This is a genomic window from Pseudoalteromonas sp. MSK9-3 (assembly GCF_003590335.1).
GTDB lineage: Bacteria > Pseudomonadota > Gammaproteobacteria > Enterobacterales > Alteromonadaceae > Pseudoalteromonas.
Map to the genome: position 1 here is coordinate 1 of NZ_MIET01000071.1, position 16,627 is coordinate 16,627.

A 16,627-nucleotide genomic window follows, 5' to 3' on the forward strand; every position below is an offset into this window, starting at 1 on the left:
TGCATCAATGGTAGCGGGTCGTTTACCTTGTAATTTTAAGTTGGTAAGATGTTGAAGATAAAGGAAGTCGAAATGTTTTTGTTCGAGGTCATTCATGGTATTAACTCCAGTGTGACACCACCAACATGGCGATGTTCCAGAGTTTAAGTATGAATGATGTTTTTCTGCCGCTTAGCGGCTTCGTTCAACAAGGGTTTTCAAGTCGGACAAATAACAGTTGGCTTTTTGTTCGTGCCTCACTTATTTTAGCCAACTGAAATTTGCCGCTTAAAACGGCGTTATAAGCCACAAGGATAGTATGAAGATTGTTTTAAAGTTTATTGGATTAATTTGGGCTGTTTCATTTTTTTCATTTTTCATCCTTTCTTTCTACTCAGGCACTGGTGGTGAAATACCTCCTATCGCTCAAGAGTATGTAATCAATTTTCAGGACTTATTAGAATCTTTTTTAACCTCCCACTGGTTTTTTATCGTTTTTATAGCTGGTTGGTTTGGTGTCTCTTATACGTTAGGAAAAGAAAGTGGCTGGCAAAATTTAGCTAAAAAGTATGGAAATAATAAATACGATAATCCAGACGAAAATTTTCAAACTGGAAATGGGTATATCGGCAAAACAAGACATAATGGTATTTTGAAAGTTGCAGCAAACAGCAAAGGAGTTTATTTAAGAGTACTTTTTCCTTTTAAGTTTGGTCATAAAAACTTGTTTATTCCTTGGCAAGACATTGAGGCTATAACATCGGAAAGTGGTTTGTTTTCGGATAAAACGCCTAGTTTTCTTAAACGAGTAGGTAAATTAATTTCTGGCACTGAGTACTTAAATATTAAATTGCACCAGTTTCCAGAGCAACGGCTAACGATTCAAAGCACTGAACAATTGCTTGGTTTTATACCAAAAAACATTAAGAAATAGGTGTAGGGTAAGTGGCTTATAACACATATGAGCCTTAACTCTGTCAATAGGCACTAATGTTCTTTTTGGCCGTTTTTATAAGTGACGGCCAACCCTAAATCAATAAACAAATCCGTTTATTTCGTCTGTCGATGTGGCTGTTAAGCAAGTTGCTTACGGCAAACACATATAGAGGCTCTCTTATTGCGAGCTCATCGCTGCCTACTTTTTTCCATTTCCTTATGGGTTCGCAGGGGCACTAGACATTCATCGGTTAACCTCATCATGGCACTATTCAAGGCGGCTGGTTTCATCATTGTGATCCAGTTAGTTTCAGGCTCAAGTCAGGTGTAAGCGACTTTGCTTATTGTATTAATGCACGCGTACTGAGCGTCTAATCAAGCCAAATGGCTTTGGTCGTTAGGCATATGATCAGGTTATAGCTTAATGGCTATTTACTCACCCAATTGATTGATGCTCAGCCTTTTATCCAGTTAGACGTTCAGCTCACTCAGTACCGTGACTAACGCTTTAAGAATCGGGTTTCATCGAATACAGTCTCTTTTTTAAGCATATAGTAAACACATCGACCAAGCTTATGCGCCAGCGCTGACAATGCTTTGGCTTTACTCATACGCTTTTGTAATTTCTCAAGGTATTTGGTGGCGTTATGATTATGGCGTAGCAGTAGTACAGCCGCTTCACTGAAGGCCCATTTTAGATGTGCATTACCAATTTTGTTGCCCTGTGTGCCATAGGTTTTACCTGCTGACTCAGCTTTGCATTTAACAAGCCGACTGTATGAAGCGAACTTTTGTACGCTTGGAAAGCGATTGATATCACCAATTTCATAAATAATGGTGAGTGCTAGAATACGGCCTATGCCATTAATGGTTTGCAATATATGAAGGTGAACGGGGTTATGTTGTTTGGCCATTTGTTCAATATAATGCTCTAAAGGCTTTAGCTCTTTTTGATAGCAATCAAGTATGCCCATATCGAGATTAATAGAACGTTGTACGACGGGGTCGGGGAAGTAATAACGCATTTTTTCTCTGTCACAGACATTTTTCAAATTAACATTATGAGCGGGTAAATTGTATTGGCTTGCAGTGTTGGCGACATGGGCTTTTAAATCGGCGCCGTGGCGAACAATTTTGGTTCTGCGACGTAATAAGTCACGCGTAGCACGCATGTCTTTGTGGTAAACATAGGCAAGAGGGAAGTTACCACCTCGAATAAGCTTAGCGATTTTATAGGAGTCTATTTTATCGTTTTTGGCTTTGCCACCATGTATAGCCTTCATGTAGAGGGCATGGCCGAGAATAAAGTGGATATTGTGGTCTTTACAAAAATCAGCGACCCAATACCAACAATGCATGCATTCTACGCCAACAACTATATCGCCGATGTAGGGTTCAAGTAATTTTAGTAGTGCTTCTGGGTCATCTTTAATCTTCTTATGAACGAGGATAAGTCCAGTATTATCAATGATACAGACGAAAAGAAGTCTGGCGTGTAAATCGATTCCACAATAATATGGATGCATGTTATTGTAAAAGTTCATTGAGCTTTCTCCTGTAGGTTTGGTTGCCTGTTTAGCGTAGCGAATAATCGCGGTGCTAGGGAGGAGGCTCAATGAGTATCAAGATGCTCAAGCAGACAGCTAACGTGTGGCATTTTTGGTTTGGTCTAGTTTAGTGTTTACGGTGGCTTTGCTTGAGTGTCGTGGTGTTAGCTGCTACTTAGCAGAGCGTTAGCTGAATCAAATTGGCATTATCTATTGATTCTAAAGTGTTTGATTGATAAAGTTATTTTAATTCCTTATGGGAATAACGGTTTCACCTTCTACTTGTTCAGAAATGACGAGTCTTCAGTTGTAAATTTATACACTGGCGGGGGCGGGGCTTCGAAACTTCGCCAACCAAATGGTAACTTACTTTTACTTGGGTTGACACCGTGATAAAGCCTGAGTTTACTCAGGCTTTTTTGTATGGAAATAATATGGATTTAGAGCAACAAATAGCAAAGATTATCAAAGATGAAGCAGATAAGTTAATTGCTAGATATCATGAATATCATAATAGAATGCACTTGGAGCAAATTAGGAATGAAAAACGCCTTGGTGACTCCGCAAGCAAGAAAGTTATTCATGTCCCTGATTATTGGAAACATGATAAAAAATTCAATCCATTTTATGTAAGAAAACGACATAAAAGCATTGCTCATTCAATAGCAAAAAATATTGAAAAAAGGACTTATAAACCTAATGCTCCATACTTAAAATCTGTCCCCAAATCAGATGGCGGAGAAAGAACCGTTTCTATTTTTCAAATTCCAGACGCTGCAATATCAAAATTATTCTTCAGTCGGTTACTAGCTAAAAATAAACATAGGTTTAGCTCTTTCTCATACGCTTATCGAAATGATCGAAACGTCCATTTTGCAATTCAAGATATTGCTGTCGATTTAGCTCTTGATGAAAGAACCTTTATTGCTGAATTTGACTTTTCTGACTTCTTTGGTTCAATCTCTCATGATTATCTTTTTCAGCAATTTGATAAGAATGGCTTTTTTATAAGCCCAGAAGAAAAATATGTCATTAAAGCTTTTTTAAGTGGACGTAAGGTAGGAATACCTCAAGGCACATCAATAAGTCTATTTTTGGCAAATCTAACATGTTGGAAGTTTGATCATAGCCTAGAAAAAGAAGGTGTTAAGTTTTCTAGATACGCTGATGATACAGTAGTTTGGACTCCTGATTACTCTAAGATTTGTAACTCTTTTGGTTTGATAAATGAATTTGCTAATGATGCAGGCGTTAAAATTAATGCTTCTAAATCAGAAGGTATTTCATTATTAACAAAAGAAGATTTTCCATCCGAAATAAGTGCTAAAAGTAGCGTTGATTTTCTTGGATATACATTGTCTGTTGAGAACGTATCAATTAAAGACAAATCTCTTGAAAAAATCAAAAAACAGCTTTCATACATTTTATATAGAAACTTAATTCAGCCATTAAAACAATCTTCCCTAGCCGGTCAAGAAATACCGGCAAATGATAAAGATAAATCACTGCTATCTGCAATGATGCAATGTAGACGTTATATATATGGAGGGTTGAGCAAGAAACAAATGAAAGACTACCTTTCAGGTAGAACTAAGCGGATATATTTCAAAGGTGTCATGAGCTTTTATCCATTAGTTAACGATGTAGAACAGTTAACTAAATTAGATGGCTGGTTACTATCTATATTACATAGAACTATTCAACTAAGAGCCAAGCTTCTTATTCAGTGGGGTTTTAATCAAAACCATAGCTTTCCATTTAATCAATCAAGAGAGCAGCTTCTAAAGTCTTGCGCTGAAAAATTAATAAAAGGTAAACCATTATTAGAAATTCCTAGCTTTTTGTTAATTCACAAAGCTTTACAAAAAGGCTTGTTAGAAGCAGGTATTGAAAAAGTTATGAACCCAGAATCTCTCAATTACGATTATTCTACGGTGTAAATTCAGCTAACAAGACATTTCAGCAGCAATTTTAACTGACACCCATTCAAAATTGATTGTCCTTCATTCATTGCCTATCTTTTAGATTCAGCTTGAAATATAGGCGCTTTCACTCATGGCTACAGCACGTAAAAGACAAGTGAGTTTGACGGATACCAAATACTGAATCGCCCCGTGTTTGCCAGAGACTCAATAACTTGAGAAACTGGAACTATGAAAAAATCAAATCGCTATACATCAGAATTTCGTGAACGTGCAATTAGGCTTGTTACTACACAACAGCATGAATACCCTTCTCTTTGGGCTGCGCTAGTATCGATTTCAGATAAACTGGGATGTACACCAGAAACACTTAGAGCATGGGTCAAGAAATCTCAAGCTCAACCGTCTAAACCACCTTCTAACACTTAATCAACTGAAGAACGACTTGCCGCTTTAGAGCGCGAGAATAAAGAACTCAAGCGAACGAATGACATTTTGAGGCAGGCCGCCGCTTTTTTCGCCCAAGCGGAGCTCGACCGCAAACAGAAATAAGCGTGGCTTTCATAAATGCTTGTCGTGAGCATTATAGTGTCGAGTCAATTTGCAAGGAATTACCGATTGCACCATCAACGTATTATTCTCATAAAAAGATACAAAGAGAGCCTGAGCGACTGTCTAACCGCAAAAAACGTGATGCTAAGCTGATGATACTCATTCGCGAAGTGTGGGAGGATAATATGTCAGTTTATGGTGCAAGAAAAATATGGAAGCAGTTACAGCTTGACGACCATCAAGTCGCTCGCTGTACGGTCGAACGATTGATGCGAATTATGGGCATTCAAGGTGTTCGTCGGGGGAAAGCACATAAGACAACGATACCTGACGAGCAACAAGATAAGCCATTGGATTTAGTTAATCGTCAATTTACTGCTGAGCAGCCGAATCAACTTTGGGTCGCGGATATTACCTATGTTGCCACATGGAGTGGCTTTGTTTACGTCGCTTTCGTGATAGATGTATTTTCACGATACATTGTAGGTTGGCGTGTATCAACGACAATGCACACAGAGCTTATTCTTGATGCGTTAGAGCAAGCTATTTGGCATCGTGGTAACCCCGAGGGGTTAATTCACCACAGTGACAGAGGCAGTCAATATTTGTCGATAAGGTACACTGAGCGACTTGCTGAAGCTGGAATTCAGGCCTCTGTAGGGAGTGTGGGTGACTCTTATGATAATGCATTGGCTGAAACAATAAATGGCTTATTTAAGACAGAAGTTATTCGCAGAAATGGCCCGTGGAAAAATGTTGATGCTGTTGAATACGCAACGTTAGAGTGGGTTAATTGGTTTAATAATCAACGCCTGTTATCTTCAATTGGGTATATTTCACCAGCTCAATATGAAACAGGCTACTATGATAATTTAAACCAGTCAGGTAAAGTGGCTTGACTTAAACAAACTGGTCTCCGATGAACTCGGGGCGATTCATACTACCATTGTATTTCACGGTGTGTTCGCCGTGCGTATTTGTGTGGTGAAGATAAGGTAACAGGGCAATCGTATGAACACAGAAGAGGGTGGATAGAAGCAAAGCTGCTGGAACTTGCCAAAGTGTTTTGTATTGATGTGTGTGCTTATGCAGTAATGAGTAATCATACGCATATTGTACTTTATGTAGATGATATAAAAGCTAAAAGATTGAGTGATAAAGCCATTATTATCAGGTGGCATAAGTTGTTTAAGGGGACTTTGTTAACACATAAATATATGAGTGGTGAAAAGCTCAGTAAAGCCCAACAATCCTTTTTTAATGAAGAGCTGACAGAGTTTCGAACACGTTTATCGAGTATCAGTTGGTTCATGCGGGTACTGAATGAAAGCATTGCCCGAAAAGCGAATAAAGAAGATGGTTGTACGGGTCGATTTTGGGAAGGGCGCTTTAAATCACAAGCTTTACTTGATGAAGCGGCACTAGCAGCCTGTATGGCGTATGTTGATTTAAATCCAATAAGAGCAAAAATGGCAGATACACCCGAAACGTCAGACTACACGAGTGTTAAAACACGCTGTGAACATGCCAAAGAAGGCAAACAACCTAAACAATTGGCGCGTTTTGCAGGCAGCCCCCGAAAGCATATGCCTAAAGGTTTACCCTTTGAATTAAAGTCATATTTAGAATTGGTAGAGTTAACAGGCAGATGTATGCGAGCAGATAAGCGAGGCGCTATAAACCCCATTAACTCTTCAATTCTAGAAAGACTGAACATCTCCCCAGCAAACTGGTTAAAACTCACCACACAATTTACTAAAGTATTCCATGGCGCAGTAGGGCGACCTCAAAAGCTTGATAATTATTGCGCGAGCCTAGAAATAAAACGGCGCGCTAATTATAAGCAGTGTGAAAAGTTACTGGCTTAATTTTTATACCATCAAGATAATCTCTATATAATCAATACACGATGGTTTATAGGGGTAGCTGTGCCTTATTGATGCTTATGAGTTCAGTTTTTCTCTATTCTTGAGCATATAGTACGTGTAGCTAATTCAATTTTATTAACTACGCGAGATTTCAGGTTGAACATTGCCTGCTTATTGGTTTTTTGAGTGGGTTTCACTGTTTCATTGCAGACCTTACTTAGTTCGACGTGGCACCTGTCTTCAGTGGTAATCCCCCCGAAAAATAACTCAGCCAAGGTTGAGGCATCAATAAAAAACAATTAAAACGAGTAATTCTACTGGCTCGGTATGTGAATAAGGAGACTGTAAACAATGTTGGAAATTCGCTCAAATTGCGAATGCGGTGATAAAGTTTGATCTTCTGATTCAACTGAGGCGATTATTTGCACTTATGAGTATACATTCTGTAAAACTGTGCTGGAGAAATATTGAGCAATGCGTGCCCAAATTGTGGCGGTGGATTTTACCCCAGACCAATTAGGCCCAAAGTAGCATATCGAGAAGGGTAAAGTATTGAACATCAACCTCCTTCAACAACAAGGGTAAACACAAAATATTCGACTGCAGAGTTAAAATTACTTGCGCCAAGTTTAAAAAATATAGCATCAGGAAACAGATGAAAATTCACCAATTAACAGGGCATTTAGGCGGTAGAATTTATCTAAAGCCAGTTTTTCGAGGTACGCTACGTTAAAAAGTAACGATTATTGTGGGTAAACCCTATCAATAATTTGTTTATGAGTGTACTTTACCCGTTTTGAAAACAAAGAGTTGAGCTGTTTTTCATTTTTAGAAACGTTATAGGCTCGTCAAAAATCCCAATCACCGGAATGGAGTTCATGTGAACAAAATAATATTATTAATCACGCTTATTTTTTCATCGTTTAGTGCTCAAGCAAGTAATTTGATCAATGATGAACGGATTAAAGATCAAATAAATTGCTTTAGTTCAATATACGAAAACTATGATTCATGGCGTGGCTTTATGGAAATGAAATATAAAAAGAGAAGTAAATCTAAAGAAGCACTGTCAGACCAATTGTCATGGTTCGATTCTATGTTTGGAGAAGAGGAGTTTAATAAATATAAAAAAAATCTATCGTGCAAAGCGTTTACCTATCAAGTCGATGGCAATGATGTACATGGTTACGTTGTTAAGCCTAAAAAAAGCGCAAAAAAGTTACCTGTATTAGTATATAACCGTGGCGGTAATGGTCCGTTTGGTTCAGTCCAATTTGGTTCAATGATGCATAATCTATTTCCAATTGCTAACGAAGGTTTTGTTATTATTGGTAGCCAATATCGAGGAAGCCAATACCCAGGTACACGTGCCAAAAATGTGATGCACGATGAATTTGGTGGAAAAGATGTGAAGGATGTTACTGAGTTATTGGATTATATCCCTAAAATTGAAGGTGCTGATCCACAACGCATAGGTATGTATGGCTTTAGCAGAGGTGGAATGCAAACACATTTAGCTTTAAAGCAAGTAAAAAACGTAAAAGCGATAGCAACTATTGCAGGTTCTACTGACTTATTACAAGAGCTGAATTTTCGTCCTGCTATGGAAAAGGTTTATACACATAGAATTCCTGATTATGAAACTAATAAAGTAACTGAATTAGAAAAGCGTTCAGTAATAAATTGGGTCAATGAGTTATCATCCAATGTGCCTATTTTACTTTTACATGGGGAAGATGATAAACGCATATCTGCTAATAGTTCAGTTGAACTAGCGGATGCCTTAGCAAAAAAGAATATTCCGCATAAGCTTGTTATTTATTCCAAAGATGATCACGATTTAACAAAAAACAAAGATAAAGCGAATAAAGAATTAGTTAACTGGTTCAACATGTATTTATAAATAATAGCTAATAGAGGCTTTCAGGGTCTTGTTGATCAAATCGCGGTATTATGATCAAGTTCGACCCTGTCACAGTTCTTTTACTCTGTATCTAAATCTGTGTAACTGCCATTTAATTGATTGTTGTCTATGTAATAACTCCTGGAATTTCCTTACCAAAATCAAGATTCACGCCGCATGCTTTGGCTGCGGTATGCAGTACATCATGTTGGTTATAACCAGCGCCAAGATCACTGACGACACCTCGGTTGACTCGATCTCCTCCTCCTGCAATAAGGTACGAACATGGGTTTGCCGAATGTTTATCTGCATGTCCCATATCCGATGTTTCTAGCACGACCGTACTATCCAGTATGCTGGCGGCTTTTAGTTTTTGAATCAAATATGCACTTAAGCTACCGAGGTGGCTACGCATCTCGGTGTAGTAAGGATAGTTTGGTTGACCGCGACTGCCGCCGTGTATTGCATTGTGATAATGTCCTTGGAAGTTCAGTTCAGGAATGCGAAATTCAGACTGGTGATTGCCAAATGCCAGTGATACAGAGCTAGTCAGGTTGCACTGCAATGCGGCCACGGCAATATCTGCTTGTAAACGTGCTTGTTGACTGAATGTGTCAAAGGTCAAAGGAAATTCTGTACCATCAGGGGCTATGCCGCAAGAGACGCCGCCGTAAAGCTCATCTAAACGTCGCTGAGTATCAGATATTGCATCTAGATGGTCATTCATTCTTTGTACTTCGTATCCTGCCAGTCGGTTTTTGATTGCATTGGCAGCCGACATATGCGCATTCATGATAGGTGTTTTACTATTGCTACCTTGTGCACTGCCAAACACCATTTTAAATACGGTGAAAGGGTTCTCTTGAAATGGCAAGTGATTGCGGTTGTCTTTGGTTAACTGCCCTTGACCATTACTGTGCACGCCTAAATTGAGATAGCGAAATGGTAGGTTAGGGCCTAGCGCATTGCCCATTGTGACGTCATAGCTGTCACTGCCCCAGTTTTTAGCAAGTAGGATGGGCATACGGCCATGACCCGCATTGGAATGTGACATATTGACCATAAAGTTACAGTCAGTTTTGACTGGTTCATACCCTGCAGACATGGCGCCTAACTGCATACTTTCACCGCTTCCTGATGGGTTCCAAAGTGATGCTACCGAACCCCCAGGTATATAAATTGATACGGTTTTATTTGGTAGGCTTGCACTTTGGGCATCGGCATCTCTGGCGTAAAGCAGCCCTGATACTAAAGGCACAGTACGAAGCAAGGCGGTAGAAATTCCTGATGCCATAAACACTTTTAATAGTCTACGGCGTGACATCATCATGTTATTTAAATGTTCATTTTTCATTTTACTAACCTTCTGTATTGTGATCCGCACTAGTGATTTCTAGACCAAGCTTTGCGATAACGGACAGACTTCAATGAACCAAACTTTTCTAACATGGCTCTTGGGCTATTTTGCATCATGGTATTTGTAAGTGTGTCTAGTTCACACATGTAACCGATTTGCTCTGTGTCAGATAGGCGTCTTTCTTCGTCATTAGATGGGTCGACTGAGTCGTGACCCACCCCCATAACATAGCGGAACATTTGCTGAGGCAAGCAACTTTGAGCAGAAGGGAGATCAGCAATAACGGCACCTAGCTGTTTGGCGCCATTAAATGGTACTGAATCACTGACTTCTGAATATTTCTGCGGCGCATAGAGGGTGCCCGATGCGTCTATTATATTACCATTGTTATCGTTATTTCTAACTTTACCAACGGCGTCAAAGTCTTCCATCCCAAAACCCATTGGATTGATGTACTTTTCGTGGCAGCTAGAACAAGGCTGACCTTCTGTTAAGCTGTGATACTTAAGTCGGTTAGTTGTGGCTGGGTCTTGTAACATGTCAGACAGCTCGGCAAGTCTTTGCTCTCTGGCTTCGAAAGTCCCCGCAGGTGGGTCGGGTTGATCTTGGCATAGCATACGGCGGCGCACGCGCACGGATCGTAAAATTGGGTGAGACTCATTCACTTCAGCCCAGCGAGACATAAATGCACCATTGGCTAATATGCCACCGCGCTCTGTGGTATCTACTTTTTGTAATTCATCACCAGTTACACCCGCAATATTGTAGTGGTCAGCTAGTTGCTGATTTACAAACGTAAAGTTAGCGTTATAGAGCGAGCCAAAATTTTCATCCGGTTGCGTCATGATGTATGAAAAAGTTTCGCTCATCTCTGCCTTCATCGCTGGCACCAATTGCGCAAAACCCGGGTAGACGTTTTGATCCTTTGTTGCGACTTCCAAATTACCTGTACCTAACCAACTGCTAACGAAATTTCCGAGCACAGATTTGGCATTTCCAGCAAGGCGATTTGCGTGTGCAATGATATTAACCACATCACGAAGTTCATCACGCTCAGCGGCCTGCCAAAGTAGTTGATCAGGTGTTGAGCCTGTAAATGTATAAGATAAAAAGGTGGCCATTTCCCAAGACGTCAGCTCGAAGGCGTCTGAATCTAATTCAGAATTCGCTGGGTTTTGCTCTCCTAACTCATGACGATATATAAACTGTGGTGAAGACAGTAACCCCTCCAAAGCGAGCTTCATGCCAGCTTCAATATCTCCATTGTGGAAAAAGCCCGTAGCAATCAATTTATAGCTTTGTGACTCATCTTGCGTTAATGGACGGCGGAATATTTGTGGTGCAAGCTCGTCAACCAAACTATTGGCGCACGCTTCGTTAATTGTTGTACAGTTCAAAGCGGGTGAAAAACTATTTTCAGCCGCCCAATGTGATAGCTCTTCGGCTACAAGCAAGTAGTTACTGTAGTTGGAGGGCTGTATATTGGCATGAGTATTATTTATAAAAAAACCAATTTGAGAGTCAGGGGATAAGCCATCTGACACCAAAAAATTCACACCCAGTAAATCTTCTACCGTATTTTGATACTCAGTTTGAGTTAATATTTTCAATTGCCTCGCACCGTATGCGACAGGTGTTAAAGTTGGGTCGCAGGCTAAAGATACTGGCCAAAGTGTTTGTAGATATGCTGCGATATCTGTTGCACATTGCTCGTCACACGCACTCGGAGTACCGTAAGGCATGGTCGTGGTAATGATATCAATCATGGTTTGTATATCTCGCTCAGTGTCGAGTGCGGGGAATGATCCCAAGCCGCCAGCTTCTGAGCCGTGGCAACCCGCACAGCCCGTTTTGTATAGTTGCATGCCTCGGGCTACGGGATCAGTTTGTGTGACAACGACACGCTCGATATTACTTGGTTGTGAAGGCACTGAGTTGTTTAGTGCAATTACCTTGTAGTCGAATTCGCCTGACTCGGGTAAACCAGACTCATAAAAGCGTGAATTTGAAGCCAGCTCAGCAGCAGTTTGCCAACGACCATCAAGGCTTTTAAAGCGTACCAAATAATCGGTCTCATTATTGCTGTTGTCATACCAATTCAATTGCGCTTTGCTTTCGGTTGATATGACACTGGCACTTAGTTCGGTAGGTGTAGCTGGCTTCGATGGCATAACCACAGGGTTAAAACTGTCTTGCTCGGCAGATAGGTAGGTCAGGTTAAAGTAGACAGGTACAGCCTCACCAATGCTACTTAGGTTAGCGACGAGGCGTAAAGCCTCTATGCCATAATCCATCTCGAAGGTTTTACTGTCGATGATCAAGGGGGTGAGGGCACTGACATTGATTTTTCCGGTAGCAAGTTTTACGACTAACACGTTTAGGTTTAATGCTTGACTAACCCCATGCAAATTCATCTCACCGGTGATATTTTGAATAACTGGGCTGCCAATCTCCATGTTGCGCAATTGCGTTTTATCTATGTGAGTCGTGAAGTAAGCCACAGGCAACAAACCTGTTTCAAATAGCAAGTCTACAACTCGACTGTTTCTGATCTCTACACCCGTCGAGATGCTATTTAGATCGACTGCGAGGGTAATGTTTCCATCTGCATCGATACTGCCAGACAGAGCAGGATCTGCGTTATTGGTCGTCACAAATTGATTCAGCTCCGCAATGTGATCATTTTTTACTGAAACATAGCTTAGTAAAGACGCTGTACTATCAAGTTGCCACAAACCCGTTTCTGTCACATTGTCTGGTGGTGTAGAACCTGAGTGGGTGCACACATCGCCAATTAGGTTAATGGCTACTTCATCGGTCAGCCCATTTTTATTGGCTACAAAACCCAAGTTAAATGATTGATTTGGGTGTATCGCATGACCTTGTGAGGTAATGATACACCCTGCGTCATTGCAATCGAAATTGCCATTCCAACTATTTTGTAATGAAATGCCTGGGTTCCAAGAGAGTTCGATAGACCAATCATTGAGGGTTTGCTCGGAGTCATTTTCAATGACTATCTCGGTTTTAAAGCCATTGTTCCAATTGTCAGCAATAGTGAATGAGCACTGTGCTGCATGAGCAAAAGACATACATGCCATCACACTCATACAGATAACAAACTTTGCGATTGCTGGCATCAAAGAGCAAGCATGCGTAAAGGTAAAAAAGCGTGTTAAGTTATTGAACGTCATCTTCTTCCCCTCCTATTGTTGAGCTGCAAAAACTAGGTTAAAGCTCACGGGCACTGCGTAACTGATCACAGATAAATTCGCCAATGTTCTTAGCGTTTCAATACCTGACTCTAAGCCCAAATCAGTGGCGTCTAACACAATTGGCGCAAGGCTTTGCACCAATATTTGATTGTTCGAAAGACGTCGAATTATGACGTCTGTGGTTATTTCTTTCACGACGCCTGCAAGAGAGAGCGTGGCAGAGATAGATTGCTTTTCACTACTGCCAACTGGGAGTGCCATCAACGCAGCATAGTTAACTGAGAGCAGGACTTCGGCGGTTGGGTAAGCGTCAGAATCGAATAGAAAGGTTTTCATTCTGCTGTCACGGGTGTCATTACCGGTATCAACACTTGCCAGATCAACGACTAATTTTGCAACGCCTTCTGGTGTAATACTGCCACTGATAGTATTAAATGTATGCGCTTCAACTAGATGCTGTTTTTTAGTTGAAACAAAATAAAGACGAGAGCTTTGAGGGTTTAATAGCAGAGGCTCGTTGACCGGTGGGAGATCTGGTGCTGACACTTGAATATTGATTGATTCACTAATGGAGCTATTTACGCCATCATTTACCGTCAATGTAACAGAGAATACGCCTTCTTCATTAAAAACGTGTGCGGGGTTTGGTTCATTGGAGGTACTACCGTTGCCAAAGTCCCAGCTAAAAGTCAGGGGATCACCGTCTAAATCTGAAGATTCACTGGCTTCAAAATTTACTGTTAATGGGTACTCACCAGATGTGACAGACGCGGATGCAACCGCTGAGGGAGGATGATTAATACTGCCGTCTAGTGAGCATAAACCACCCAGAGAAGGAGACGTCGGTGTGTCATTTTCTTGCGCTTTTTGCGCATTGAACCCAAAGTTTAAACTCTGACCTGGATTGATTGTACGATTGTAACTTTCATTGATGATCTCATAAGGGTTATTACCACTGTGTTTACCATGCCAAACGCCAGTCAATTTAGTATTGTCAGCAAATGCCATTAGCACTTTCCAGCTTGAAATGGCAACACTTTCAGTATTGGTTATTGTAACTTTACCTCGAAAGCCAGAATTCCATTCTTGTTCAACGTCAAAAACACAGAGTGCTGACTCTGGCTCAGCTTCATTAATTGTGACTTCCACTGGCGCAGCGTGGTAGTCGTTAGTACCGTCATTTATGGTTAACGAAACCTGATAATCACCTGGGTGCTCAAATATATGGTGTGGGTTTACTTCATTTGAACTGTGATTATCACCAAAATTCCAAAGGTAACTTATATTATTGGACGGTGCGTTTTCAATCTGACTGTTAAAACTTATTGCTACGGGGGATGTGCCTTGAGTTTCTGACGTTGTAATCTTAACTTTAACTTCATCGTTATTATTTTGTGCGCCATTGTCACAAATGCCAAATAACCTGGGTATCTTGGTGACTTGTTCATGACCTTTTTTTACATTGAAGCCAAAAGATTGAGATGCACTCGGATTGATATTGCTATTCCAACCGAGACTTTTAAATTGATATGGACTGTTACCGCTGAGTTGAGCTCGCCAAGCATTATTGATTGACTCACCGTGATCAAATTCCAATCCTACTTCCCAACCATTTATGGCTGTGTTCGTATTGTTATATACTGTGACTTCTGCGGTATACCCACTTTGCCACTCATTTTTAACTTTGAACTCGCATTGCATAGCCAAGCTGTGTATGGAGTGCCCCAAAACCATTAAGCAGAGTCCTATTTTAAAAAAACGGTGCTGCTTGATATTGTATTTACGGTGTTTCATGAAAATTCCCCGAAACATTGTCATGTGACATGTTATGTTCCCGCCGTTCTTCGTTGAACAGACGTTTGAACAGATCTACAGGCGGCAATAGTTGGCGCAAAAGTCGGGTATGAGGAAAAACCACAAGTTGGAGGTATGGCATAGTATGCCATTGGCGTGAATACCGATCAGCTGCGCAATGCGCATACAAGAGAGCGTATGATCATTGTGAGCATGACAAAATTGGCATTCAGCAACCCCGCTATCTTAGTTCTCACCTTAGACCGGAAGCTTTGCGTCCCTTTTTTTCAAAAGGTTTGCTATTTTAAGCCTGTCTCAGCAAATTAGCTTAAGGGGGCTGTAACCGCAAGGGCGCAACCTTAAAATTCACAATATTTGCACATTTCAGCCCATTGAAGTACTTACTGTCATACCAAATTACGAGTCACTTCCTAAGTATTATTTATAAGTTAAATTTTTATTGAAGCGATAAGGTGTATTATTGTGCTGTTCTGCAGACTATTGTGTTTTTAAGGAAAAATTTATGTTACTCGTAGGCGCATTTATATTAATTTTTATTGGTTTTGTGCATTCTTATCTCGGTGAAAAATATTTGCTGATCCGGCTGTTTAAAAGAGATAATTTACCTAAGTTACTTGGCAGCGATTGGTTTACTAAGCGCGTTTTAAGGTTCGCTTGGCATTTAACAACGGTTGCTTGGTGGGGCTTCGCAGCAATACTTTATTTCATGTCTAATTCGAGCAGCGCGCTGCGTTTTGAAATTCTTATAACCATAGCAAGTGTCTTTGCTGCTAGTGGCGTTATGTCCTTTATATTTTCTCGCGGTAAACACCTGTCATGGTTCTTCTTTTTCTGTGTGGCTGGTGTGAGTGTATTTTGTGCAATATAAACCTGCTAAATATATAAAAATATGGTTAAGTAGTGTTAATATCCCATAGTCTACTTGTGCTAGTTTATCACTTGCATATGGTATAAAATAATGAATTATAAACATATTTTATTTTTAAGGTCGCTATGGAGTATCGCTTAATCATTGGAACAGATTATGTTGCATTGTCGGACTATTATTTGAGAAACGAGCAAGGTTTTAAGATCTGGCAGCCCAAATTAGCATATGATTTTCATTATAAGGAGAATTGGAAGAAGCGGATAAGTGAGCAACTTGATGAGCAAAATTCAGGTAACGCTTATTATTTTGTAGCCGAAAAAAAGGGTATCGTTTATGGTCACTGTACTTTATCTCAAGTCAGTCGTGGCGTGTTTCAAGCTTGTTACCTTGGGTTTAGTGTCTGTAAGTCCTATGAAGGCAAGGGCATCGCATTTAATTTAGTGAAACATGCCTGTGATTATGCATTTGGGACTGTCAAACTCAATAGGATCATGGCTGCACATATACCACATAATAATCGTTCTGCGCGCCTGCTTAAAAGAGTTGGATTCAAACGTGACGGGTTTGCTAGGAATTACCTAAAGATTAATGGCAACTGGGAAAACCACATACTCTGCTCTTTACAAGCAGCAGATTGTTGCTAATTTTGGTTATGTATTCATATG

At 40.3% G+C, this 16,627-nt stretch carries 10 protein-coding genes, 2 pseudogenes, 1 riboswitch and 1 other annotated feature; of the genes and pseudogenes, 8 read left to right on the forward strand and 4 right to left on the reverse strand.

Features of this window, described 5'->3' with window-relative positions; translation table 11 throughout:
• Window positions 1–298: 298 nt before the first annotated feature.
• Window positions 299–913, forward strand: a complete 615-nt coding sequence (locus tag BGP78_RS21720) for a hypothetical protein (RefSeq protein WP_119863363.1) — start codon at window positions 299–301, stop codon at window positions 911–913.
• Window positions 914–1,415: 502 nt separating this feature from the next.
• Here BGP78_RS21720 and BGP78_RS21725 read toward each other — a convergent pair.
• Window positions 1,416–2,459 carry an IS110 family transposase gene (locus tag BGP78_RS21725; protein ID WP_119863364.1) on the reverse strand — a complete coding sequence of 348 codons (1,044 nt, stop codon included), beginning with the start codon at window positions 2,457–2,459 and terminating at the stop codon, window positions 1,416–1,418.
• 437 nt (window positions 2,460–2,896) lie between these two features.
• Between BGP78_RS21725 and BGP78_RS21730 the strand changes: the two genes are divergently transcribed.
• The 5 genes and pseudogenes from BGP78_RS21730 to BGP78_RS21750 all read left to right on the forward strand — a co-directional run bounded on the left by BGP78_RS21730 (window position 2,897) and on the right by BGP78_RS21750 (window position 8,707).
• Window positions 2,897–4,402, forward strand: coding sequence for a reverse transcriptase domain-containing protein (locus tag BGP78_RS21730; protein WP_119863365.1), 1,506 nt, complete (start codon window positions 2,897–2,899; stop codon window positions 4,400–4,402).
• 213 nt (window positions 4,403–4,615) lie between these two features.
• Window positions 4,616–5,835: pseudogene (locus BGP78_RS21735) on the forward strand (IS3 family transposase).
• Window positions 4,894–5,010 (forward strand) — a sequence feature (AL1L pseudoknot). It overlaps the preceding pseudogene by 117 nt.
• A gap of 51 nt (window positions 5,836–5,886) precedes the next feature.
• Window positions 5,887–6,804 (forward strand): transposase, encoded by a 918-nt coding sequence (locus BGP78_RS21740; protein WP_119863366.1) that lies wholly within the window; start codon window positions 5,887–5,889, stop codon window positions 6,802–6,804.
• A 411-nt stretch (window positions 6,805–7,215) separates the two neighbouring features.
• Window positions 7,216–7,352: pseudogene (locus BGP78_RS23010) on the forward strand (DUF1272 domain-containing protein); the annotation flags it as partial.
• Window positions 7,353–7,684: 332 nt separating this feature from the next.
• Complete coding sequence (locus tag BGP78_RS21750) at window positions 7,685–8,707, forward strand: S9 family peptidase (protein WP_119863367.1); 1,023 nt, start codon at window positions 7,685–7,687, stop codon at window positions 8,705–8,707.
• Between the two features lie 127 nt (window positions 8,708–8,834).
• Here BGP78_RS21750 and BGP78_RS21755 read toward each other — a convergent pair whose 3' ends face one another.
• From BGP78_RS21755 to BGP78_RS21765, 3 genes are read right to left on the reverse strand one after another with little or no spacing between them, the layout of a single operon-like run.
• Complete coding sequence (locus tag BGP78_RS21755; protein ID WP_119863368.1) at window positions 8,835–10,061, reverse strand: DUF1552 domain-containing protein; 1,227 nt, start codon at window positions 10,059–10,061, stop codon at window positions 8,835–8,837.
• A 29-nt stretch (window positions 10,062–10,090) separates the two neighbouring features.
• Window positions 10,091–13,258, reverse strand: a complete 3,168-nt coding sequence (locus BGP78_RS21760) for a DUF1592 domain-containing protein (RefSeq protein ID WP_119863369.1) — start codon at window positions 13,256–13,258, stop codon at window positions 10,091–10,093.
• Window positions 13,259–13,270: 12 nt separating this feature from the next.
• Window positions 13,271–15,073, reverse strand: coding sequence for a cellulose binding domain-containing protein (locus tag BGP78_RS21765; protein ID WP_119863370.1), 1,803 nt, complete (start codon window positions 15,071–15,073; stop codon window positions 13,271–13,273).
• A 228-nt stretch (window positions 15,074–15,301) separates the two neighbouring features.
• Window positions 15,302–15,384: riboswitch (cyclic di-GMP riboswitch) on the reverse strand.
• 212 nt (window positions 15,385–15,596) lie between these two features.
• Here BGP78_RS21765 and BGP78_RS21770 point away from each other — a divergent pair.
• Window positions 15,597–15,962, forward strand: a complete 366-nt coding sequence (locus BGP78_RS21770; protein ID WP_119863371.1) for a hypothetical protein — start codon at window positions 15,597–15,599, stop codon at window positions 15,960–15,962.
• 125 nt (window positions 15,963–16,087) lie between these two features.
• Window positions 16,088–16,606, forward strand: a complete 519-nt coding sequence (locus BGP78_RS21775) for a GNAT family N-acetyltransferase (RefSeq protein ID WP_119863372.1) — start codon at window positions 16,088–16,090, stop codon at window positions 16,604–16,606.
• Window positions 16,607–16,627 lie beyond the last annotated feature (21 nt).

What these genes read in the sequence shown, in the direction of transcription:
- BGP78_RS21720 (WP_119863363.1), top strand. Translation starts at nt 299, where the DNA reads ATGAAGATTGTTTTAAAGTTTATTGGATTAATTTGGGCTGTTTCATTT.
- BGP78_RS21725 (WP_119863364.1), bottom strand. Translation starts at nt 2,459, where the DNA reads ATGAACTTTTACAATAACATGCATCCATATTATTGTGGAATCGATTTA.
- BGP78_RS21730 (WP_119863365.1), top strand. Translation starts at nt 2,897, where the DNA reads ATGGATTTAGAGCAACAAATAGCAAAGATTATCAAAGATGAAGCAGAT.
- BGP78_RS21755 (WP_119863368.1), bottom strand. Translation starts at nt 10,061, where the DNA reads ATGAAAAATGAACATTTAAATAACATGATGATGTCACGCCGTAGACTA.
- BGP78_RS21760 (WP_119863369.1), bottom strand. Translation starts at nt 13,258, where the DNA reads ATGACGTTCAATAACTTAACACGCTTTTTTACCTTTACGCATGCTTGC.
- BGP78_RS21765 (WP_119863370.1), bottom strand. Translation starts at nt 15,073, where the DNA reads ATGAAACACCGTAAATACAATATCAAGCAGCACCGTTTTTTTAAAATA.
- BGP78_RS21770 (WP_119863371.1), top strand. Translation starts at nt 15,597, where the DNA reads ATGTTACTCGTAGGCGCATTTATATTAATTTTTATTGGTTTTGTGCAT.
- BGP78_RS21775 (WP_119863372.1), top strand. Translation starts at nt 16,088, where the DNA reads ATGGAGTATCGCTTAATCATTGGAACAGATTATGTTGCATTGTCGGAC.